Origin of the sequence: Microcoleus sp. T2B6 (assembly GCF_036700475.1) — a bacterium.
Taxonomy (GTDB): Bacteria; Cyanobacteriota; Cyanobacteriia; order Cyanobacteriales; family Microcoleaceae; genus Microcoleus.
The window spans coordinates 39241-63470 of record NZ_JAUBOZ010000001.1; the positions used below are offsets into that span (position 1 = coordinate 39241).

General features: G+C 44.7%; 19 protein-coding genes. 3 read left to right on the plus strand and 16 right to left on the minus strand.

The annotated features are described in order from the left end of the window. Positions 1-291: 291 nt before the first annotated feature. Positions 292-771 (plus strand): HPP family protein, encoded by a 480-nt coding sequence (locus tag QUA00_RS00160; RefSeq protein ID WP_333408317.1) that lies wholly within the window; start codon positions 292-294, stop codon positions 769-771. A gap of 143 nt (positions 772-914) precedes the next feature. Here QUA00_RS00160 and QUA00_RS00165 read toward each other — a convergent pair whose 3' ends face one another. Continuing rightward, on the minus strand, positions 915-1124 hold the full coding sequence (locus QUA00_RS00165; RefSeq protein WP_333408318.1) for a hypothetical protein: 210 nt from the start codon (positions 1122-1124) through the stop codon (positions 915-917). 212 nt (positions 1125-1336) lie between these two features. Between QUA00_RS00165 and QUA00_RS00170 the strand changes: the two genes are divergently transcribed. Further along, positions 1337-3046 (plus strand): ABC transporter ATP-binding protein/permease, encoded by a 1710-nt coding sequence (locus tag QUA00_RS00170; protein WP_333408319.1) that lies wholly within the window; start codon positions 1337-1339, stop codon positions 3044-3046. 772 nt (positions 3047-3818) lie between these two features. Here QUA00_RS00170 and QUA00_RS00175 read toward each other — a convergent pair. Then, positions 3819-4157 carry a transposase gene (locus QUA00_RS00175; RefSeq protein ID WP_333141200.1) on the minus strand — a complete coding sequence of 113 codons (339 nt, stop codon included), beginning with the start codon at positions 4155-4157 and terminating at the stop codon, positions 3819-3821. A 45-nt stretch (positions 4158-4202) separates the two neighbouring features. Between QUA00_RS00175 and QUA00_RS00180 the strand changes: the two genes are divergently transcribed. Then, positions 4203-4325, plus strand: a complete 123-nt coding sequence (locus tag QUA00_RS00180; protein WP_333408320.1) for a hypothetical protein — start codon at positions 4203-4205, stop codon at positions 4323-4325. 216 nt (positions 4326-4541) lie between these two features. Here the strand turns inward: QUA00_RS00180 and QUA00_RS00185 are convergent, their stop codons facing one another. From QUA00_RS00185 to QUA00_RS00250, 14 genes are all read right to left on the minus strand, one after another. After that, the gene (locus tag QUA00_RS00185) at positions 4542-5582 is read right to left on the minus strand and encodes a phosphodiester glycosidase family protein (protein ID WP_333408321.1); all 1041 of its coding nucleotides are present in this window, start codon (positions 5580-5582) and stop codon (positions 4542-4544) included. 34 nt (positions 5583-5616) lie between these two features. Beyond that, entirely contained in the window at positions 5617-6774 is a 1158-nt protein-coding gene (locus QUA00_RS00190; protein WP_333408400.1) for a transposase, read from the minus strand. Continuing rightward, positions 6698-7315: an IS607 family transposase gene (locus tag QUA00_RS00195; RefSeq protein ID WP_333135348.1), complete on the minus strand. Its 618-nt coding sequence runs from the start codon at positions 7313-7315 to the stop codon at positions 6698-6700. The genes QUA00_RS00190 and QUA00_RS00195 overlap by 77 nt, the downstream gene beginning before the upstream one ends. A gap of 325 nt (positions 7316-7640) precedes the next feature. Beyond that, complete coding sequence (gene ppc, locus QUA00_RS00200; protein WP_333408322.1) at positions 7641-10766, minus strand: phosphoenolpyruvate carboxylase; 3126 nt, start codon at positions 10764-10766, stop codon at positions 7641-7643. A 419-nt stretch (positions 10767-11185) separates the two neighbouring features. Further along, on the minus strand, positions 11186-11410 hold the full coding sequence (locus tag QUA00_RS00205; protein WP_333053485.1) for a hypothetical protein: 225 nt from the start codon (positions 11408-11410) through the stop codon (positions 11186-11188). A gap of 444 nt (positions 11411-11854) precedes the next feature. Continuing rightward, positions 11855-12712, minus strand: coding sequence for a hypothetical protein (locus QUA00_RS00210; RefSeq protein ID WP_333408323.1), 858 nt, complete (start codon positions 12710-12712; stop codon positions 11855-11857). A 15-nt stretch (positions 12713-12727) separates the two neighbouring features. Beyond that, entirely contained in the window at positions 12728-13774 is a 1047-nt protein-coding gene (locus QUA00_RS00215) for a hypothetical protein (protein WP_333408324.1), read from the minus strand. An 88-nt stretch (positions 13775-13862) separates the two neighbouring features. Next, a complete protein-coding gene (locus QUA00_RS00220) occupies positions 13863-14321 on the minus strand; it encodes a hypothetical protein (RefSeq protein WP_333408325.1) in 459 nt (152 codons plus the stop codon). A 23-nt stretch (positions 14322-14344) separates the two neighbouring features. Beyond that, positions 14345-15490 carry a hypothetical protein gene (locus tag QUA00_RS00225; RefSeq protein ID WP_333408326.1) on the minus strand — a complete coding sequence of 382 codons (1146 nt, stop codon included), beginning with the start codon at positions 15488-15490 and terminating at the stop codon, positions 14345-14347. 603 nt (positions 15491-16093) lie between these two features. Continuing rightward, a complete protein-coding gene (locus QUA00_RS00230; RefSeq protein ID WP_333408327.1) occupies positions 16094-16717 on the minus strand; it encodes a hypothetical protein in 624 nt (207 codons plus the stop codon). Positions 16718-16794: 77 nt separating this feature from the next. Beyond that, a complete protein-coding gene (locus tag QUA00_RS00235; protein ID WP_333408328.1) occupies positions 16795-17943 on the minus strand; it encodes a hypothetical protein in 1149 nt (382 codons plus the stop codon). Positions 17944-18565: 622 nt separating this feature from the next. Continuing rightward, a complete protein-coding gene (locus QUA00_RS00240; protein WP_333058544.1) occupies positions 18566-19027 on the minus strand; it encodes a hypothetical protein in 462 nt (153 codons plus the stop codon). A gap of 150 nt (positions 19028-19177) precedes the next feature. After that, entirely contained in the window at positions 19178-19639 is a 462-nt protein-coding gene (locus QUA00_RS00245) for a Coagulation factor 5/8 type-like protein (RefSeq protein WP_333058543.1), read from the minus strand. Between the two features lie 40 nt (positions 19640-19679). Then, the coding region (locus tag QUA00_RS00250) for a S8 family serine peptidase (protein WP_333408329.1) at positions 19680-24230 on the minus strand (4551 nt) is incomplete at its 5' end.

A 24230-nucleotide genomic window follows, 5' to 3' on the forward strand; every position in this document is an offset into this window, starting at 1 on the left:
AAAATCTACTCTTTGTGGAACCGGCCGTCCAGCCTGTTAAGCGAGAATGGTGCTCTGGGCGTGAGTTCCAACCGAGTGGTTAGCTGCTGGAGTGGCATAGAAGTAAAAAATCTGTGCTTTTAACTACTTTTTGACCAATTGTTATGATATCTTAACTTTAGCGAACGCTAGTTCCGACAATTTAAGAAACCTGGTTATCAAGTAACGTGATTTATGATTGACCGTAAAAAAATTCGACTGAAATGGGAAAGTTATTGGTTTAAAACCTTTGGGAGATGGGGATCGTGTCCATTGACCTGCCCAATAGACCGACCTCATCCTCGGCATATTGTTTGGAGTTGGATTGGCAGTTTTTTGGCAATTACTGCAACGTCCTATCTTGCCGTAAAAACTAATTCTCCTTTACTAATGGCTCCGTTTGGCGCTACAAGCGTTCTGATCTTTGGTGTCCCTGACAGCCCCTTGGCTCAACCCCGGAATGTCATTGGGGGCAATTTCTTCGCTGCTCTCACCAGTTTAATGATTCTGCATTTTCTCGGTTCTTCTCCCTGGGCGATGGGAATGGCTGTTTCTACTGCGATCGGAATTATGCAGATTACCAGAACTCTACATCCGCCTTCGGGAGCAGTTGCCTTAGTCGTCATGATGACCCAACCAGACTGGAAATTTTTGCTAACACCTGCTTTTGAGGGATCAATAATCTTGGTCTTGTGCGCCGTCATCTTTAATAATTTAGCGGCAGAAAGGACGTATCCCAACCACTGGTTATAGCATTGTCTCTAATTCTCTCATCCTTCCCTTGGGAGCACCACCCAAAATCTGGATGCTCCCTCGATTCCTTCTTCCTTCTTCGTTCTTTCCTCCATCCGTTACATCCCGATTCAGTGCGCGTTGCCGAACTTCCTTCTGCTAGATCAATCAAAAAACACTGATTTGTCCGGCGTTGGTCGAGATCCCTTTTGAAAGCGTTCCCAAGACTGCTTTAATCGAGCCGGCGCCGGATATTCGCGATCGTAAACCACCAGGACATTCGTCAAATTCCGTCCCGGCGGCAATATCCCTTCGTCAGAATTTAGCAGCCCGTCGAAAAAATCCCGCTGTGTGTTTAGGCGGGGATAATCCATTTTACTGATTTAAAATCAGTAAAATTACTGATGTTTAAGCTTTGTCATCTATCTTAAGATATAAATCCTGAAGCGATCCGAGGATCATTAGGGAAGTACCACGGGAGCATTACCCATACCAGGTATCGCTGATGGACAAGAACGATGAGAATTGCCCCATCCGCTACAGCTAGTTTCCACCAAAGCACAATTTTTCCTACCCATAAGAAAAGATGAATCAATTGAAGCAGTCGGTAAAGCAGTTTTGGTCGATCGCCAACCCCTACTTCTTTTCCAGAGAAAAATGGGGAGCTAGGGGGTTGTTCGCCCTCGTAATGTTATTAATGCTAGGTTTCAATGGTGTAAGCATAGTCCTGAGCTATATTATGCGGGACTTGATGAATGCAGTCACGGGAAAGAATGTTTCAGACTTCTATAAGATGTGGCTGATGCTATTGGGTGTGTTTGCCATATTCACGCCCATTATGGTTTCCTTCTTCTATTCGCAAAATGTACTGCAACTCTACTGGCGAAAGTGGCTAACGAATCACTTACTGAAGAAATATTTTAGCAATCAAGGTTTCTACAAAATTAAGTTCAATGATAAGGTTGATAATCCCGATCAGCGTTTAGCTGAAGACGTTAATTTGTTTGTTAAGCAAAATATTGATATTTGGGGATTATTATTCAACCAAGTTGTCACAATAATTTCTTTTCTAGGCGTTCTCTTTACAATTGACAAGACACTGACTTTAGTTGTATTTATACTGGCTGCTTTTAGAACTGTTTTCACTATCTTTATAGGTAAGAGGTTAAGTAGATTAAAGTTTAATCAGTTACAACGAGAAGCAAATTTTCGCTATAGTTTGGTTCATCTTCGAGACAACAGTGAATCCATTGCATTTTACCGAGGTGAAGAGCGTGAATTTAGTGCAGTATCACAGCGATTTAATGAAGCTTTGAATAATTTCAATAACCTGATTGTCTTGCAGCGTAACCTTGGTTTTTTTACCCAAGGAAGCCAGATGATATTTACAAATTTACCTATAGTTTTTTTAGCTCCTCGATACTTTGCGGGCCAGATAGATTTTGGGCAGGTAACGCAAGCTTCTGGAGCGTTTGTGTCTATTTTAAGTGCCCTGGGCTTTATTGCCGAGAATTTTGATATGCTAACTAACTTTACCACTCAGATTAATCGTTTAGGAACATTTGATCGGGTTCTGTCCGAGCAAATGGCAGCACCTCGAGCGGGCATGGCAACGATTGATGTTGTGGAACAGCACTATCTAGCCCTCCAACAGGTTACCTTAGAGACGCCTAACTATGAGCGAATCTTAGTTAGAGATTTATCTTTCAAGGTGGGGCAGGGTGAAAGCGTCTTGATTGTTGGACCTTCTGGCGCTGGCAAGAGTTCGTTAATGCGAGCGATCGCAGGATTGTGGAATGCGGGTACGGGTTGCATTGTCCGTCCTAAACCGGAGGAAACGCTGTTTTTGCCCCAACGGCCTTATATGCTGCTAGGGGACTTACGCAGCCAATTGCTATATCCCAACACCAGCGGTCAAGTTACTGATAAACAACTGCACGAAGTGCTCGAACAAGTCAATCTTTCCCATTTGCCAGAACGGGTAGGTGGATTTGATGTGGAATTGGAATGGGCTGATGTTTTGTCACTAGGAGAACAACAACGGTTAGCATTTGCACGCCTACTGCTGACTAAACCTCGCTACGCTATTTTGGATGAATCAACGAGTGCATTGGATGTGGCTAACGAGAGACGGCTCTATCAGTTGCTCAAAGAAACAGGAACTGCCTTTATCAGTGTCGGTCACCGTCCGACTTTGGTACAGTATCACGAGCAGGTCTTAAGGCTAGTTGGTAATACCAATTGGCATCTGATATCGGCTAAAGATTACAGCCCCGATCTCGCCGAGTTTGGTTGAAAAATGCAATTGCCGAACTGCAAGTAATGGTCTTTACCGTACCCGCCTCAAAATTCCAGGCGTGCGATCAGGTAGAACAGGAGTAACTGGGACGATCGTAAACGGCAAACTCGTCAAAAAACACTGTATCTTATAGCGGGAAGGGAGTAAGACTCGGATGCTCCCCGCAAAACGTCCTGATCATCAAAAACTCTAAGAATGGCTAAAGCCCATAACGTGACGTAGCCTCCGCACTTCCACGTCCTAGGCTGGGAAAATGGTATTTCCCAGCCTAGGGGTTGAAACCGTTGCAGCTTTATCAGGATAAGGGCATATTTTGACCCAGCGCTTGAAATCGCTACAGCTTCATTAGACTTCTTGCAAAAGTCCTTTCGATCAAATTTTCGGACGGGCTCTCCGGCCCATCCCACAAGATAAAAAACTTTTTGTGGGACGGGCCGGAGAGCCCGTCCCAGCTATTTTTGCAAGAGGTCTATTACGTTGCCTGCAATAAATCCATACAGCACTTCCGGATGTTATGAGGTACAGTAGCAGCAATTAGTAAACCAGTTTTTAAGATGTTTCGGATTAATTAAGTCAAGAGCCACAGCAATTATGGTGTAAACCATTTTAGTGGTGGTTGGTGAAAACTGGATCAATAAAGATTTGAGTTGCGACCACCATAATTCAATTGGATGAAAATCAGGAGAGTATGGGGACAAACACAAGATAAAAGCATCCACCGCTTCAATCTACGGGCTTAATTGAATCTACTTTATGCGCTGGTAAGTTATCAATTCACGTCTACTGCTCCCGACCACAATTGTGGCACTAAACATTGCTCTATAAACACCTCAAATGCTTGGCTATCCATCGAGTTGTCTATGGTCATTAATGCCACTACTCTCTGGAAACTAATTGCACCAATTACTGTGACTTTCTTGCCTCGATAAAAAGGTTTGACTGCATAGGCTCTCGTTCCTCGTTGGAAGCATGAGTTCTGGTTAAACAAGCGTAATACTCCAGTCTCATCTAAAAAGACTAGATTTTTGGGGTCGATATGCTTGACTTTTTCCCAATACTCTAACCTTAATTTCATGACTCTTTCAGTGCCGACTTGGCTACTTCTCACTGTTTTTTTTTACGATTTAATCCCAACTTTTGTAAGGCGTTACACATGGCTGTTCTACCCACCCAATTTCCCGTATTCTGGGCAAATAACTCACACAATTCTACCCTGGTTGCATCGGGATGTGCTGCCACTATTTCTCTCAAAGAAGCTGTGGAATTATTCAAATGACTGTATCTCGGTTTCCCACTCTCGTTTCGGCTGTAAATTTCCCTCTATTTTTTGTTGCTTGACCAGTTTCTGAAAAGAGCTTTTACTGACGGAAAATATCGCTGCTGTTTTTCTGATCGACAGCTTCTGATCTTGATGGGCTGCTACTATTTTTGGAAAGCAAATCTACTGAATATGCTTTCATTGGTGTATTTTTTAATCTATTCTTATTGTACCTCATAACACCCGGAACTGCTGTAAAATCTGCCCTTGATGAGCCAAACCCACCGAAGCGCCCCCGTCCAAATTCATCGCTTCAAAACAGCCGTAGCACGGGCGAGGGCGGGACGCCATCGCCCGCATAACATTAGCTTCTGCTTCCAAAGACAAACTATCAAGAAAAGTCACCAAAAATAACTTATCTCTCGAAGCCGGAAAGCCGATCGCCGTTCTCGAACCCACGCCCAAAACATGAGAATCTTTAAAACCTTCCGATAAAGGAGACAGCCAAACTTTCCCCCCTTTAACCAATCTCGGCCCGCAAGTCAGAGAAAACCAATGTTGACTCCAATCCGGCTTACCTTCAGTTCTAGCCGTCACCATTTCCAATTGATTTCCCGCTTTAATCCCCAAAGTCGTGCCGTAATTTTCCCATCGGCTATATTTCAGAAACTTACCCGCAGCCACCATATTTCCCAGCACAGATTTCTGCTCATCTTTACCAAAAAAAGTCCCGTTAGCAACAACAGCAGCCCGGTAACGCGACACCATATTTTCAAAAGGTTCGTCGCCCCGCGTGACTTTAGAAGTATTTGCCAAGTCTGCATTATTAGCTAACCCCATTGTGATATAAATTTCTGGGTCTGCGAGGTCAATAGTTGTGAGATAAAAACTTGCGCCAGCTACATTTTGGCTGCTGACTTGTACGGGTTTTGCTTGCTTAGCAGAACGTTTGATAATTTGAGGTTGAGACGGCTGCGTAGCAGGAGAAGTTTCGGGCGATTTTACAATAGGATTACTCGGCAGAGGTTGATTGGTTTTTGCCGATTTTACAATGGGATTGCGAGGGAGAGGTTGAGGAGTTTGATTTGATTGTATACTTGATAAAAAAGCGAGTGACTTTTGCCACAGTTGACCCATGAGAGTCAAGAAACTATCTCGGTTTTGGGCGATCGCAAAATAGTCAGCCGCAACCCGCGCCAAAGCGATGGCCGTTAAAAATAAAAAAGTGCGTCGCAGCATCGGGCGACAACCTTCAGACTGTTTGCGTTTAGACATAAAAAATCTCAGCTAGGATAGCGAACAGATACATTTAACCCGGTAAATTCAGGACTAAGCCAGAATTTGCCGTGTATGGCAAGATAGAGAAAGCTGCAAGCTTTTCTATCAGGGAGGTATCTCTCAAAGCTTTCAATAAAATATTGCAAGCGCCATTGAAATCTCTGTCCAGAGTGTGTCCGCATTCTGGACATTTAAAGATTTTAGACCCGTTTAATTTAGTGTGGATATGTCCACACTTTGAGCAAGTTTTCGATGTGTACTCTTCTGTTACGTCTACTACAAAGCCCCCATGTTTAGCGGCTTGATGCTTCAACATTTGTTTAAAACGATAATGACTCAAAGTTACCATCGCTCTAGCTGTTTTAGTTGCCAGTCTGCGCTTGCCTTTCTTGACCATTTGTTGCGTTTCAAAGGTCGGCAACAAAATTAATTTGTATTTGACTGTCAAATGTTTAGCAGCTTTTTTGTGCAATTCATTGACTAAGTTTTTAATCTTAATCCGAATTTTTGCTGCTGACTTTCTCAAGGAATACCTCAACCGCTTGAGTTGCCTTCCTTTGCTCAACCCTATACGTGACATTAATTTGTCTAGATGTCTTGCCAGTCGATAGATACGACCGATATCATTCTTTCCTATTTCGATAAATTCACTGCCGTAAAAGCCAGTAATAAAAGTTCTCACGCCTGGGTCTAAAGCAATAGCTAAATCGCTTTTAATCGCTTCTATTTTAGGTGCATCAACAGCATAGCCAATAAACCATTGCCCGTCGCTCAAGCTTAGTGTTGGTTCGTGTTGCATTTCTTCAATAATAGGCTCCGATGCTTTAAAGCTTAACCCCTTAGTAGACAGCGGATAAAAAGTCCCGGATTTCCAATTACACTTTTGGAACCTGATAGTCTGAGATGCGTCGAAACGGCTTCTAAACTTTGCTATTCCTTTTGACTTCTTAGCTGCTTTATGTGCTTCAAAAGCTTGAAATACTGCCATTTGTCGCGGGTTGTAAGGTTGCTCTGATACCCAAGCAGGAGCCAAGTCCATTACTTTTTTTCTTAAGTCGTACTTGCCAATTCTTTCGTTTTTAACAATAGCAATTGCTTGGTTGTAACACCATCTACTTGCTGCAATCCAAGTCCTCCATTTCGCTGCTAGCCCGATTTCCGGGTAAACTCGGATCTTCTTTGATAGCAGATTTGTATTTTCGGAGTCCGTAGAGTCGGCAACTGAAGACGTGGATGATGGCAAGGATATCTTCAACCATTTCTCGCTCTGGAGACAATTCACTTCTACTGAGAACCATGAGTTCGCAATCGTTCTGCTCGCAGATCCATTTGATGAGGTCGCCACCAAACCTTGCGAGTCTGTCTTGGTGTCCGACCACAACTGTTGAGATAGATCCTGACATGATTTGTCCCAAAAGGGCAAGCAGTGATTTTCTTTTGAAGTTGAGTCCGCCTCCGATATCTTTGAAGACTTTAGCTTGCGGGTAGAGACTTTGGAGGTAGCCAACTTGTCTTTCGAGGTCTTCTCGCTGTTTGTAGCTGCTGACTCTGGCATAGATAGCTGTGACTCGGTTGTGTTTTGTTCCGAGAACGCTGTCAATGTCGTAGCGGCGCTGGTTGGAGGGAGTTCTGATTGCTGATATTTTGTCGGCAAGCTCCCAGTTTCTAAGCGTTTTTTCTGAGACTTGCAGGATTTTGCAAGCTTCTCGCGGTGTGACATATTTGGTCATCGGTGGCGGTAGAATGTTCTTAATCTAAGTTACCACCATCTACCAGCATTTACCGGAAAATTCCGGAAAATTATTTATTTCACATTAACAGTTTTCTATGGCTGTGACTATAGCGGTTCTCGGAAAGATGAGGTATTCACCAATTAATTAAAAATTCCCCAATCCCCCAATCTAAAATCTAAAATCTAAAATCTAAAATCTAAACTTGTACCTCATCTATCTGAGAAAGGCTATATAATGGGGGATCGCCTGAATTCTGCAACTACCAGTAGCAAGGTGCTCCATCGCGCACCTCACCACGAATTCAAAACTCAAAACTATTTCCCTAGCCGGTATTCCGCATCCCCGCAGCAATTCCATTAATCGTCAGCAGAGCTCCCCGCAACAATTCACCCTTGCTATAACGCGAGTGAATCACCCCCGGAACCCCGCCACTACCGTGCTGCCGCAAGCGTTTCAGCAGCGAAACCTGCAACAAACCCAAAGGTACAATCGTCGCATTTCGCAACTGCACCGAACGCTGCAGCGAGGGATCTTCGTCCAACAAACGTTGGTGTCCGGTAATCGTTAAAACCAAATCGCGAATCAAGTGAAATTCTGCCGCAATTTGATCGAATAAAGCCTTAAAACGCTCCTTATCAGCAGGCAAAGCTAACTCCTGCACGTAGTGTTCTGCAATCTGCAAATCCACCTTAGATAAAGTCATTTCCACCTTAGAAATTACCATTCTAAAAAACGGCCATTTCAAGTAAAAATACTGCAAAAGTTTCATGTGTTCTTCCGGTTCCTCCAGCAAAAACTCTTGCAAAGCCGTGCCGACACCGTACCAAGAAGGCAGCAAAAAGCGGCTTTGAGTCCAGCTAAACACCCACGGAATTGCTCGCAAACCGCTGATGTCTTTTTTGCCCCCGCGCCGGGCCGGACGAGAACTAATTTGCAACTGGCTGATTTCTTGAATCGGGGTAACTTGGTGGAAGAAATCGACTAAATCCGGCTGTTCGTAGATTAAATGGCGGTAGTGCGATCGCGATCGCGCAGATAACTCCTCCATAATCTCATTCCAAGGGTCAATGCCATCAAAACCAGTGTGCAGCAAACTAGCTTGAATTACCGCCGCCGCCACCGTTTCCAAATTGTAAAGCGCCAACTCCGGCAAAGAATATTTAGAAGCCAAAACCTCGCCTTGTTCAGTAATCTTAATTCGCCCGCTAATACTCTTTCCAGGCTGAGCCAGAATTGCCTTGTAAGCAGGCCCGCCGCCGCGCCCTACAGAACCGCCTCGGCCGTGAAAAATTCGCAGCTCCACACCGTGTTTTTCCGCTACCATTTGCAAAGCCTTTTGAGCTTTGTGGATTTCCCAATTGCTGCTGAGGAAACCAGAATCTTTATTGCTGTCGGAATAGCCCAGCATCACCTCTTGCAATTTGAGAGTTTCGATTGGGCATTTGAGATTGTCTGCGTTTTCTACCGCTAGTTCCTGCGCGTATCCTCCTGTTAGCAAAGCTCGATAAAGCGGCAGATCAAAGATTTTTTGCATTACTTCCGGCGCTTTTTTCAAATCTTCCACCGTTTCAAACAGGGGAACTACTTGAATACTGCTAATTCCTGTCGCCGGATCGTAAAGTCCCGCTTCTTTTGCTAACAGCAAAACCGCCAGCAAATCGCTGACATCGTGGCTCATGCTGATGACGTAAGTTTCGCAAATTTCCGGGCCAAACTCCTGCTGCATTTGCCGCAATATTCGGAAGGTATTGATCGTCTCGCAAGTTTTGGGAGAAAAGGGCAATTCTGCTGGAATTAAAGGGCGGCGAGTTTGCAGTTCCGTTGCCAGCCAAATAATTCGATCGCATTCCGACATTTGATTGTAAGGCTTGGGCAAAATTTGCAAGTATTCAGCAATTTCGCTCAAAGCCTCGGAGTGTACTGTTGACTCTTGGCGGATATCTAGGTAAGCCAAATTAAATCCGTAAATTTCTACTTGGCACAGCAGATTTTCCAAGTCCCGACAGCTCAAACCTGTTTCCACTAAATTGTGCTCGATGAGCTTGAGCTCGGTCAAAAACTCAGCGCCCGATCGATAAAGGCCGGTCATTCCGGGATTTGCTGACAAAGCTTCGCGCTCCCGCTGCAATTCGTCTCCTTTATAGAGCCGCCAATTACGATCTCGCGTATTTTCCAGTCGCTGCTGCACGTAGGCCAGCTTCAACCGATAAGGTTCTTGCCGATAGCGAATCGCCCACTGCTCGTAAACCTCCGGGAATTCCGATTTGTCGCGATCGAGAGATTCGAGCAATTCCGGCAGCACGTCGCTCCAGTGCAGCGACAAACTCAAAAGTTCGTTCAGTCGCTTCACCGCCGCGATGTACTTCTCTAGCACCAAGTGGCGCTGATAGCAAGCCGTTTGCCAAGTAACTTTTGGAGTCACAGAAGGATTGCCGTCCCTGTCGGAACCCACCCAAGAACCGAACTTGCAAAAATTGTAACTCGGCGGTTTCAGATAAGGATAAGAAGCGTGGAGCGCTTGCTTTAAGCGCTGGTAGAGTTCGGGAATAGCATCAAACAGAACTTCCTCGAAGTAGTGGAGAGTGTACTCCACCTCGTCAAGTACAGTCGGCTTGAATTGGTGCAGTTCGTCAGTGCGCCACCAGAGGCGAATTTCTTCCATCAGTTGCTCTTGGAGAGCCGCTGCTTCCCAGCAAGACACCGGATAGGGGCTTTGAGAGTCGGTTCCGATCGCCTGAAATTTCTCGTCAACTTGGTCTAGCTGTTGGAGAATCTTCGCCATTCGCCGCTGCTTGGTGCGGATCGTGTGGCGGACAATTTCCGTCGGGTGAGCAGTGAATACCAAGCGGATGTCTAACTGATCGATCAACCGCTGGATTTGCTGGCTGGGTACGTTCAAGCGCAGCAGCATCGGGAACAGTTGGTGAAAAGTTCCGGCATCTCGGGCGATCGTCTCGCTGCTGTCTGCACTGCTCAGAGGCGTTTGGGCCGGGCTTGGGCCTTCCCTGTGTCGCGGGCGATCGGGGGCATCCGTTGCTTGTCCTGGCAGCTTAGAAAACATCCGCCCACCAGCATCGTTGCTGCTAGCGTAAGCTAGCTGTTGGTCTCGCTGTTCGTAGTGCTGTTCGACAATGTTGATCAACTGAAAATACAGTGCAAAAGCCCTAGCGGCGCGGATGGCGGCGTTGAGGTCGAGCTTTTCGATTAGCTGTACGACATTCGACTCGCGAAAGTGAGTGGCTTGTCCTTCGGCGGAATTGACCGATCGCATTTGTTGGAGCAAATCCACCAATTCCTGCCCGCACTCCTGTCGCAGCACCGATTCCCACAAGTCCTCTACAACTTTGAGGCGATTTCGCAGAAACAGGTCTGATTTGGAGTAAGCGGGAAAATGGGAAATAGATGTTGCATCAATAGCCTGTTCTGAAGACTGGAGGACTGAACTCATCGGGCTGTTCCTCAATAGCTGCGGGTGTCTGTGAAAGTTGTATTGTTTAGTTTCGCCTAAAACACTTTTGTTTGCAGTCAAATTTGAGACTCTTTTTGCAACGTAGAAAGTAGAAGGCACTTATGTACAAAGTATAAGGAAAGATTAATTCTCACAGCACGGATTGTACCTATTGTCAAGCTTTCAGGTCAGTTAACTTGCTAGTTTGAGATTTTAGACGATCGGCGTGAGAGGATCGGCGAGCGCGAGCGTCGAGTCGCGCTCAGTCGAACGATTTTAGATTTACTCCCAAGATGAATCTGGGAAGTTGAACTAGGGTCGAAAATTTTTATCTGTCCCCGACAGGAGTCGGGGGCTGGTATCCGTTTTTGGGCGGGGTCAAAAAATTTAACTTCTAGCAGCATCCTTCCTTGGGCTTTCTAATCCTGTGATTGAGGAAAGTTGAGTACGGGGAGGCGCGAGCCCCGAAAGACTTCTTCGCTTTCAACGCCGATCGACGCAACAAACTCAGCAGCAGCTTTAGCCACCACCAACCCGCCCAGCATGGGTAAGGCGACCAAGCTCAACAAAATATCTGAGGGAACTGGCAATTTTGGACTGTTAGGTGTTTGAGTTTTGAGCAAGTCTTGGTTTTCCGACGGCATAAATCTTTCCTGCGTATTCTGTTATCCCTAGTTTACAAGCTAGGCCGGGTTTTCTTGCCTCGTTGTATCCTAGATTGGGGCGAGATCCGTGTTCATCCAAGAATTAGTGCCGTGTCATCGCACGCCAGACAGGGGTGCGTGCTGATATCCCCTGAAGGATGTTACACAAAAATCAGAGCGCACGACGATCGCCCGTACAACAGCTTTTTCAAGCCGATCGATCGCCTGCAGGATCGATCATGCAGCGTGTAAAAAAGTGAGAACGCCCGTTTGTTCAATCAGACCGGCCGATCATCGACTGAAAGGAAATTGTATCCTGTGTACGATCGCCATTTCAGCTCAAACTATCGACAATAATTCGAGCGCACAAAATGACTAGCCCGCCCCGGTCGATCGACTCAAAGAAAATTGTACCCGGTGTGCGATCGTTAATCTACGGTCTTATCAGGAGTGGTGGCTTCCGTCAATTGCACTCTCATCTAAAGTAGAAAAGTCAAGTAATGATGGAACATCAAAACAGGGTAGTTCAACTTGCAAATACTTATCTCCACACAGATTTTCTGGGTTACCACCTCTATACAGAATCCGAGCTTGAGCCTGCGCCCACGTTACCACTTCGGAACGTTCCGTGTCATTGAGTCTAGAGGCAATTGTTTGCAAAGCTTTCAGCGTCAGCGCTCGATCGATTACCCCAGATAGGATCGTTGCTTCAAAACAATGTTCCATATATTCGTAGGGGATCTGCTCGTAGTCCGGGGGCGGGGCGACGCGCATCAAATGCTGGTCGATCTCCTTTCTGCGATCGAAATTTACCAGTTCAGCAATAAGAGGCAATATTGGTACTAAGACGGCGGGTGGAGGAACTTTTCGATGATATCGACGGGAATTTGGCGAAAGATAGGCACCCCTAAGAGTTTTTTCCCACTCTCTCATCGCTCTGTCGGCTTCAGGACAGCATACGTGAAACCTGGCCCATTTCTCTAAATCAATTGCCACATTCCGTCCCATCTGCTGTGCTAGCAGCGACAACGCCTTCGTGACTACCTGCCGTACCAGTTCGGCTCGCTCCCCGTGTGTGCCTGTCCAATCTCTCAGGCGATAGCGAGTCTGATGCTCAATAAAAGCCTGGGTATAAATGGACTCCCAGATGGACGGTTGCTCTAATAGAGCATTTGGCAATCCCAGCAACGGTAGGAAAGGAGCAGCCCACGGTAGAGTTGGTAAAGATAAAGCCTCAAAATATTCTCCGCTTTCCCCATCTTTCCAAGATAATTTAAGTTCCAAACAGTTTTCTTTTGTCATAAATGATAGTATTTGTCACTCGTTCAAAAACTGTAAATCTAACCCCAGAAGCAATGCAATTATTTTTAATGCGCTCAGAACAGCTTCTCCTACATTCGATCCTACCCATAAAACACCGTCTATTACCTGTGCGCCAAGCTCAATTGCCCGTGCCAGTAAGTTACTTTTGTTTCTGATATCTGGCTGTTCAGGAGGTTTTTTTACTGAATATTCGAGTGCATCATCATACCCTGTCTGCAGGTTGAAATTAAACGGATCATTGTCATCATCACAATCGTCATTCTTTTGAAACTTCTCGATCAGTTCGTTCAACCTGTCTTGAACTTCTTGATACTTTCTTATGTGTCCTTTCCAAGAACCGGGCTCGCCAGTTACAGTAGTCCTACGACCCGATAAGGGAGGAATTCGCCCGACGGGAGGATCGGTCATTTCATAACGCCGATTATAAAGATCCTGATCGTCTAAACGCAAATCGTCGTAGCGTTTTTTCAACTCTTTACCAAGAGCTACAATTTCCTGTAAGAGTTTATAGCATGGATCGTCGTCATACGGATTACCTCCACCAGACGGATTATTGGCTACATCATCATTCCCACTTCCACCCGAAGCAGAATCACAGCCACTACTACCAAAGACCTCTTTAAACTGAGGCTCCTTAAAAATCACAGTCGGTAATTGCCAAATATCATCACTCGGCTTCGGAGGCTTCACTAAATCCGGTGGCACCTGTTGTTTCGGCGCCTTATTCAACCGCGGCGCTTCCCCAAATGAGGGCAAATTATTCGTCTGGGTCTGTGTTCCTTCTGGGTCAAATGACCCCCTCGTTACCTCCGATTCACTCGGCGCATACTTGCCATCTTCCCAACTATATTTCGACCAACTTTCACTCCAACTATTCCGACCATCATCATACTCAGTCCCGCTGCGAGTCCAACTCCAACTGCTGCCATTACTCGTCGAAACACCCTCTTTCGTCACCGATTCCGAATCGTAACCGCTCACAGTTTCCGTCCAACTGTAACCTCCCTTAAAATAAGACTTGCTGTAACTCTCACTCCACATCGATTGCGCTGGCAAATACGGTAAATTAATCGCATTATTGCTACGTAAAGATTAATTTAGGAGTTGCGATCGCTTTCGTTCCGATTTTTTACCGATGTCCAACTGCTTCCAGAACTGCCAGAGTCCAATTGCAATCTTCTGGGGAAATCACAACCACCTTAAAACCATACTTTTTACCCTCTAATTTTACCCCTTCAGAATCATCCACATGCAAGTCAATACCAAACGCTCGCGGATTTTTGCTGGGCAAGGAATCGCCTGGATAGCGATGCAGATGATCTCTATGGATATTTTGATTGATGACCCCTGCTACTTGAATGCCGTAGCAACGCAACCACAGGCGTACAGAGCAAGGGGAACGGTAGGAAGTTGTATAAATCCATATTTCGTGTCCCCATGTTTTCAATTCCTGCATCAATGCGCGTGTTCCCAGTCGCAATGGTTCGTTAATCCAAGGTTTGAGGAAAAATGGTACCCGATTGGGTTCCCACGGGGCTTCTTTCCGAGCGCAAATTAGAGTGTCATCAAGGTCAAATGAAATCCGCATATTTTTACACAGTATTGCGTGGTCTACTTCGTCATTCTATAAGTTTTGTTTACGTATTCCGGAGAGAATTCAGTCCATCTCCCATGTTCTAGTAAACGCTGTACATATTGTGGATTGCCAGTTTCTTCATACAACTTGAGGGCAGCAGCCATTCTATGATTTCCCTCTGAGATAATATAACGGTTTCCTTGCCTGAAACCAGCGATAGGAGGAATAGCTTCTCCGTTGACCATTGATTGAATCACTCCAGGAACCTGCTGGAACTTACTATCTAAAAGGCTTGGCTGTGCGGATTCCAAAATAATCCCAGGAGGGGCGTTTAGATCGAGTGGGAATTTTAGAACCTGCGTAGCTGTAGTACCTCCTCGTAATGAACGCATTAAACGAGCTGCGAGTTTAAGCGTCCAAATTACCGTAAAGACTCCTACTTCCTTAAGGAAATTATTGAAGTCATTAGCAGCAGCACGTAACCCTTGTTCATCTTTCGCTTGCCATGCTTTGAAGAAAAAGCTACCTAAGCTGTATCCTGCGGAAAAACCACAGAGTAGAATCAGCATAGCATCAATCGCTTGACCTACACCTGGTATAGCTTGCAAAGCTGCAAAAGCAAGCCCTACAGCAATTAATGCAGCCAAGAATTGTGGGTCATTCACGAGTTGCTGAAAAGCAGCTTTAGCATCTCCCACAAGTAACTCCGGTACCAGTTGAATTGCAGCCTTTAACTTCTGAATAAACGTCATGTTACTGACATCAGGTTGTCCACCAATACCCCCAGCACCGGCGAACCAATTATCTGGAGCATTCTCTATTTCTCGTGGAGGAGTAACAGTACGAAGCGGTGGTGTCCAAACATCATCACTAGGCTTCGGAGGCTTCTGTAAATCCACAGGCACCTCCCCCTTCGGCGCCTTAGTCAACTGCGGCGCCTCCCCAAATTGCGGCAAATTATTCGTCTGGGTCTGTGTTCCTTCTGGGTCAAATGACCCCCTCGTTACCTCATATTCACCCGGCAAATACTCCCCATCTTTCCAACTAGACTTCGACCAACTTTCACTCCAACTATTCCGACCATCATCCCATACCGTCCCGCTCCGAGTCCAACTCCAACTGCTACCATTACTCGTATAGACACCCCCTTTCGTCACCGATTCTGAGTCGTAACCGCTCACAGTTTCTGTCCAACTGTAACCTCCCTTAAAATAAGATTTGCTGTAACTCTCACTCCAGCTAGAATACTTGGACACCGAACTAGCTACGCCGTTACTATCGTAAGTGCTTTCACTCGACCATTTCTCGTAACTCGAACTGCCATTTTCTGTTCTTTGGCCATCTTTATAAGTGGTAACTGTCTGTGAATTCCAAGTACGGGAGGTATCGCTACTGTTAGATGAATTGGTATTGTTCCCCTCAGTGCTGCCGTTACTTTTACTCGCGGTTATTGTCGATTCATCGCTGTTGCTTTGAGTAGTATAAGTATCAGCTTTGTACTCGCTGTCCCACTGCTGTTGATTTTCGTAATAGTTTTCAGTTGCGTTTTTGGAACTGGGTTTCCCCGCACTGTTGCTGCTGGAATAATTTGACTCGCTGACTGATGTTTGATAATTTTATTGTAGAGTTTTGATTGCCCGAAACAGAAAATTACCTCAAAACTGGCGATCTACTCAAAGGGAATTTGACCCTATGTACGATCCGCAATCTCAAAAAGTACGATCGCTCACTAATTCTCATTAATTTAGATAAAGTTTGAGGAAAAAAGATATCCACTTAAGTTCTTACGGGGTCTCTTTATTTTCTATATTTTTTTGTCTGAGTGCTTGTACGTAGACATACAAACCAGGACGAGCCAGCTCTTTTCCATCTGAGAGGACATACCCAATATCTAGGCGAGCATCTGACCAAATAATTGCTAATGTCTGCTTGCTCGCTTCACACGAAATTAGAGGATGAAGCTCTGTCAGGCGTTGATACATTATACTCGCGCTCGCAAGTCGCTCATCTCTTCTGCCCGTACTCTGAGCTGTTTCTACTGCTAAGTCAAAAGACTTTTGTTGGATATCTCGTATTTCCAGCTCTACTTGAGAAGTTGTATGTAAGTTAGTCAGAGCTTGGTTATCGACTGGGATTTGAGGAATAGGGCATGGATTCTGAGGATGTGCAACCTCTGGGATAGCTTCTATTGGCCTCATTTCCAATTCATTAGCTTTTACTGGCTTTGTCTCCAATTCAGTTGATTGAGTTGATTGGCACGCACAAATTGATACCATTATCAGTGTTAGACCTAACTTCCAAATATGATATTTAGCTGCTTGGAAAAAACTATGACTCTCGTTTATTAAAAATGGTTTAAAAATTATCTCTGTGTAATGGCTATTGTTGTCTTTGTATAACGATCCCATATTCCGATCTGCTCCTTTGTTGTCAAATTTTAGCTGCCACTGCTTCAGGTGATCTATCTGGAGTGAAAAATGCTCAATTAAAACGGTATTAAACGAATTGCTTCATCAAATTTCCGTTGCTCTATAAGTTGTAGAAAAGTATCAAATAACTTAAACCCAGCAGCTCGATCGAATTCTGTAGCAAGCAAGCCGGGATTGTTGAAGTAGACTTCCTTTAGTGTCCGCGAGCCAAGCAACCGCTCTAGACTAACAACTACTCTTACTTGATCTTTATACCCTCCTGCATCATCCCAAGGGCGTCCCGAAGCCCGGACTGCTTGCATAGCAAGACGTTGAGTAAGACCTTCCATAAGATTTGGGCCCAATGTAGTAGTTAAATTTCGATGTTGATTGATGTGCAACATTTCATGAACCATTGTTTTTAGTATCGTCATATCGTCTGTATTCAAATCAGAATTGATGAATAGCCTACCATTAGTTACGAGACCATACAAATTGCCGTATTGCTGTTTAGCTTTTCCTGATGGCCAATTATTTGCTCTATCCATTGCATCCAGAATGCCTTTACTGTCAGTCACCTGTAGTACACCAGGCTGAATCAATTTATCAGCATCCTCACCATAAAATACCCGCAGTATGGATAGTGCTGATCTCCATATAGCCTCAAATCTGCTAATCGTACTAGGGCTACTTGCATTAAGATAGCCATCTCCATTAATCACCTTCTGAGACTCAAGCTCTTTGTAAATATCAGTTGGGAGCCAAAAAGTCTTGTCTTCAGAAGCATTTTTAGATGCAGCATCTTTAAAAATCACAGTCGGCAACTGCCAAATATCATCACTCGGCTTCGGAGGCTTCATCAAATCCGGTGGCACATCTTGTTTCGGCGCCTTATTCAACCGCGGCGCTTCCCCAAATGAGGGCAAATTATTCGTCTGGGTCTGTGTTCCTTCTGGGTCAAATGACCCCCTCGTTACCTCCGATTCACTCGGCGCATACTTGCCATCTTCCCAACTAGACTTCGACCAACTTTCACTCCAACTATTCCTTCCATCATCCCATACTGTCCCGCTGCGAGTCCAACTCCAACTGCTGCCATTACTCGTCGAGACACCCCCTTTCGTCACCGATTCCGAGTCGTAAGCGCTCACAGTCTCCGTCCAACTGTAACCTCCCTTAAAGTAAGACTTGCTGTAACTCTCACTCCAGCTAGAATACTTGGACACCGAACTAGCTACGCCGTTACTATCGTAAGTGCTTTCGCTCGACCATTTCTCGTAACTCGAACTGCCATTTTCTGTTTTTTGGCCATCTTTATAAGTTGTAACTGTCTGTGAATTTCTCGTGGTTGAGGTGTCGCTACTGTTAGATGAGGTGGAATTGTTGCCCGAGGTGCTGCTGTTACTTTTGCTAGCGGTTATAGTCGATTCGTCGCTGTTGCTTTGAGTAGTATAAGTATCAGCCTTATACTCGCTCTCCCACTGAGCATGATTTTCTGAATAATTTTCTTGCTCGGAATTAGAACTAACTTTACCCGAACTGTTGCTGCTCGAAGAGTTCGACTTGCTGACAGAATAAGTATCTCGATTGTGGCTGCTAGTTGACGGCCCGTTTGTGTAGTTTTGGGTATCATTGGTCTGAGTTACCGAGTAATTATTACCTCGATTGTTTTGCCAATATGATGGGCCGTTGCTGCCCGAAGTTTCCAGAGACTGATTGACGGTATATGTGTCTCTGTTGCTGGTATTTTTTGACTTGCCGTCATCGTAACTGCTGTTAGAGTTACTTTACTATTTGGTTCTGAATAAACATCCAATAACTCATCGAGATTTACTGAGGTTTTTATCATCAAATACCCAAATGCAAAATAAAGAATTCACCCTCAATTACCTGATTAGCATAATTGAGCAAAATCCGCAGTTTTTCAAGGAGCAAGTCTCGCTCAACTTCGATAGTGTAAACTTTGGGTGGAGTTGAAACCTTTCTGTCATTTTTTATAATTATCCCCCCATCAAGCTGAAATCTCTCAGGAGCTTTTGAAAATAAGCGATACCATGAATCGATTACGTGATAAAACATTTCCCCATCTTCTTGGTGAATAATTGTAATACCGTAAAGCGATAATCCCTTTGTTTTCTTTTTATAGGGAAGTGAAAGATGAGTACACGGTATCCACATTAAGGTATCATTCATGTACCGCATTATGTCATCGTGGATACTAACTTCAAACTCCTTTTCATAATAATTCATGCACTTTGCATAACTGACTTCTCCTTCTCTTAAGCAAAAAAATCTATGTTCTAGCGCCATATTTCAACAACCCTCTTTATTCTCTTAACACTTAATTCAATCAGCGGCCAGACCAAACTTCTCCAATCGTAACTGCTGTTAGAGTTACTTTACTATTTGGTTCTGAATAAACATCCAATAACTCATCGAGATTTACTGAGATTTTTATCATCAAATACCCAAATGCAAAATAAAGAATTCACCCTCAATTACCTGATTAGCATAATTGAGTAAAATCCGAAGCTTTTCAAGGAGCAAGTCTCGCTCAACTTCGATAGTGTGAACTTTTGGTGGACTAGAAACCGTTCTGTCAGCTTCTATAATTATTCCTCCATCAAGCTGAAATTTCTCAGGAGCTTTTGAAAATAAGCGATACCATGACTCGATCACATGATAAAACATTTCAACACCTTCTTGATTAATAATTGTATCACCGTAAAGCATTAATCCGTGAGCCTTCCTTCTATGTCTAACTGAAAGATGAGTACATGGTATCCACATTAGGGTATCATTCATGTAGCGCATTACATCATCGTGGATACTGACTTCAAACTTAATTTTGAAGTATTTCATGTACTCTGCATAACTCACTTCTCCTTCTCTTAAGCAGAAAAATCTATGTTCTAGCGCCATATTTCAACAACCCTCTTTATTCTCTTAACACTTGATTCAATCAGCGGCGAGGCCAAACTTTTCCAAAAGATATTATACCATATTCTCCTTGACCTAAATCTACTAAATCTATGTATCTATCTCCCAGTTCGTACCTAGAAACATTTGAGGTAGCTCCACTTATTCGGCGTATTTCGGTTCTATTATTATTCAGAACTACTTGTTTAAACTTCTCTGCTAGGTCAATATATTCCTGCACATTCGCTGCCTCTACTTCCGTACCATGATCCCTAAAATGGTTTTTTACAGAATTTTCTGCTGTAGTGGAACCACCTTGATGCCATGAACGAGTATCGATATACTCATACGCTGGATTCAAAAATTCTTCCAAGTCCCCTTCTGGAACATCATCCCAAGGATTATGACCGGAATTACTTTGAAGAACCTGAACAATCAGATTAGATAGATCCTGAGCGCTAACTCCCACTAAGCTGATCCCATGTGCTAGCGCTCCCAATCCTGCAGCAACCAGTGCGGGGTTTCCAGTTAAACCACCTCCAATACTACCACCAGTTCCCAACAAAATTTCCGCTATTCCTTGCAAAATTCCGATTAAATCAGCAGCACCTCTTCCTAACTGAGCTGCTTTACTCTTTTGTAAGAGTTTTTCCAGTTTGTCTCGTGCTTGTGCTCCTCCTGGTATCAGAAGGTCAGTGAAAGGTTGAAGTAAAGCCCCATTATTCTTGAGATAGTAGTAAAGAAGTGCGCCTAAAAATTCTAGAACAGCTTGCTTGCCTTGTTGAGATAGCTCTAACAACCTTTGGATAAATCTACGCAATTTGGCCAAAAATTTGTCCCAAGGGCTTTCGTTTTTAGGGCTACTTGCATTAAAATAGCCATCTCCATTAATCACTTTCTGAGACGTAAGCTCTTTGTAAATATCAGTTGGGAGCCAAAAAGTCTTATCTTCTGAAGCATTTTTAGATGCACCATCTTTAAAAATCACAGTCGGCAACTGCCAAATATCATCACTCGGCTTCGGAGGCTTCACTAAATCCGGTGGCACCTGTTGTTTCGGCGCCTTATTCAACCGCGGCGCTTCCCCAAATGAGGGCAAATTATTCGTCTGGGTCTGTGTTCCTTCTGGGTCAAATGACCCCCTCGTTACCTCATATTCACCCGGCAAATACTCGCCATCTTCCCAACTAGACTTCGACCAACTTTCACTCCAACTATTCCTTCCATCATCCCATACTGTCCCGCTGCGAGTCCAACTCCAACTGCTGCCATTACTCGTCGAGACACCCCCTTTCGTCACCGATTCCGAGTCGTAACCGCTCACAGTCTCCGTCCAACTGTAACCTCCCTTAAAGTAAGACTTGCTGTAACTCTCACTCCAGCTAGAATACTTGGACACCGAACTAGCTACGCCGTTACTATCGTAAGTGCTTTCGCTCGACCATTTCTCGTAACTCGAACTGCCATTTTCTGTTTTTTGGCCATCTTTATAAGTTGTAACTGTCTGTGAATTTCTCGTGGTTGAGGTGTCGCTACTGTTAGATGAGGTGGAATTGTTGCCCTCGGTGCTGCTGTTACTTTTGGTAGCGGTTATAGTCGATTCGTCACTGTTACTTTGAGTAGTATAAGTATCAGCCTTATACTCGCTCTCCCACTGAGCATGATTTTCTGAATAATTTTCATGCTCGGAATTAGAACTGACTTTGCCCTCACTGTTGCTGCTGGAAGAATTCGACTTGCTGACAGAATAAGTATCCCGATTGTGGCTGCTAGTTGACGGCCCGTTTTTGTAACTTTGCGTATCATTCCCTTGACTTACAGAATAATTGTTATTGCGGTTGTTGTGCCAGTATGAGGGGCCGTTGCTGCTGTTGGTTTCTTGAGATTGATTGACGGTGTAAGTGGATTGATTGCTGGTATTTTTTGACTGGCCGTCATCGTAACTGCTGTTGGTATTACTATTGGCTTCCGCATAAACATCGCGGCTGTTACTGCCGACGGTTTTGCCGTCAGTTGTAGTATTTTCCCAGGTGGAATTGATAACTGAATAGTTGTCGCTGCTGTTGTTATATTTAGAGAAACCGCTGCTACTGCTACTCTCATAATTAGACTGATTTACTTGGCTTTCTTCTCCGCTGTGAGTGTTGAGGGAACTGTTGTTATTGCTGCTATTCGTCCAATCGGCTTTTCCTTGAATTTGAGTTAAACTGTTGTTGAGAGAACTTCCGGTGCTGCTAGTATAGTGAGTGTTTGAAGTTGATTTTGAACCCCAATCATCTTGGCGGTTGCCGTTATTAATTGCATAGTCGGTTCCGTATTGACTGTCTGATTGGGAAAAACTGTTTCGGTAACTGTCGGCAGTGGTGTTTGTAGTTTGTTCAGGACTGGTATAATTGGTAGAATAGCGGGATTGTTGAAGAGATGAGCTTTGGTCGTTGCGAGTGCCTTCGTATTTGACTCGGCTGTAGTTTTGCTGCGATTGATTTTTGTTTTCTACTGAGTTTTGGGAAAAGTTTTTGCTGGTGTAGGTAGCAGCATTGGTGCTGGAATCGCTGGTGTATTCGTTAAAAGAGTTGCTCTTGCTGTTGGTGTTGACGGCGTTTTGATCCCAGCTTGATTCGGTGTTTGAAAAATGGCTATTGGTTTGAGAGTTGGTGATGGTTGTGCCGTCATAGTTGTTGCTAGTGGTGGTTGTGTTTTGGGGTAATTCTGTGGTGTAGGAGCTGGTGCCTTCGTTGTAGTCTCCGGTTGAGGTGCTGGTGGTTTTTGGTGTGTTGGCTGGAGGGTTGGTTGCGGTTGCTCTTTCTGAGGGTTTGGCTGCGGTATTGTTGGGTGAGTTGCTGGTATTTGCATCGGCATTAATTAGGGTTTTTGTCAAGTGTTTGGTGGCGGCTAATACTGGTATTGTGGGGATTGTTTCGGTGGCGGTAGCAATTGCTAATTGGGGATTTAAGATTCCGTATCCTGTTCTTTCGTCCCATCCTGGTACGTCGATGTCGCTGGCTGTTTTTAGGAGGATGTTTTTGATTTGTTGGCGGTTCAGTGATGGGTTGGTTTCCCATATTGGGGAGATGGTGTTTGTGACGAAGGCTGCTGCTATTGATGTGCCTTGTTTTGTTTGGGTTGTTGATTGTTCTGCTGTTTTTAGAGTGTTTGTTGGTGCTAGGATATCTAAGCCGAATCCGTAGCTGGAGTAGGCGCTTCGGTTGTTGTTGTCGGATGCTCCGACTGTGATGATGTTGTCGAATTCTGTGGAGGCTTGTCCGAGGGCAGAGAGGAGAGTTCCTTCATTACCGGCCGCTGCTACAATCAGGATGTTGTTTTCCTGGGCGTATTTAAGTGCTGATTTTTCTTCTGGTGTGAGTTGGTGGCGTGTGGTTTGTGTGCCGTCGGGATTGATTTGGGTTAAGTCGAAGCTGAGGTTGACGACGGCGTTGGCTTGTTTTGAGGCAATGGCTGCGTCTACAAATTCTATCAGGGATTGATGCCAGTTGCCGCTGCCAGTTGCTCGTCCTAACCAAATCGGAGTCGATTTTTTGGTGGCGTTTTGATTGTCTGTGGCGGCGATAATTTCTAAAATTGTGTCGCCGTGTTGGTTTCCTTGGTTTGGTTGGAGTAGGGGATTGTTGTCGCCCTCGATTAAGTCTTTGCCGAGGAAGATTTGGCTGTAGTTGATGTTGGGATTGTTGGCGACAAAGCCGGTGTCGATGATTCCGATTAATGGTTGATTTTGTTGGGGGAGGTTGGGGGTTATTTCTGGTTGGGTTTTTGTGTCGGTGATTGTGTATTCGTTGATGGTTGTTTCGGAATCGCTGTCAGTGGCAGTTGCGATTTCGGAGTCAGCGATGATATTTTGTGAATTGTCTGGCTGATTGTTTTCCTCGGATGGTATTTCGGGAGTAATGGCGATGTTTTCGGAGTCGAAGTCGGGGTTTACATATTCATCGATGGTTGTTGGAGGCTGATTGTCGCTGTCGGCGGTGATATTTTCCCATTGTTGTGAGTGATGATTTTCAGTGACGGCAATTTCGGGAATAATAGTTTGGGCGTCGGTAACTATATATTCTGATGCGGATGGTTGATGATTTTGGCTGGATTCTGTTTCGGGAATGTGAGGAAGTTGTTGGGCGAATATGCTGTTGAGAGTTTCCCACAGTTGGGAAATTTCTTCGGGAGAAATTAGCGGGAAATTTTCAGCAGTTTCGCTGGCAATTTCGGGGGTATCGATAAGAGTTGGGGAGATGTTTTCAATTTCCCCAGTGAGAATGTCTGTGGATTCTGCGGGTATTGCCGGTATTTCTGGTTTGTCTGGTTGGAAAAAGACGGGTGTTTCGATTTTGTCACCTGTGATGAAGTCGATTTCTGTCTCAACAGGATTTGTTGGGAAATTGGGAATTTCGGAAACAGTCGGGTTTTGAGTTTCTGTCGCTGGGGAATTTTCGGTTGTTGTTTCAGTCGAATTAGTCTGGGAATTGGGGATTTCGGAAACAGTCGGATTTTTGTCTTCTACTGCGGGAGAATTTTCGATTTCTGTCTCAGCCGAAGTCGTCTCGGAATTGGGAATTTCCGAAACAGTCGGATTTTTCTCTTCAAC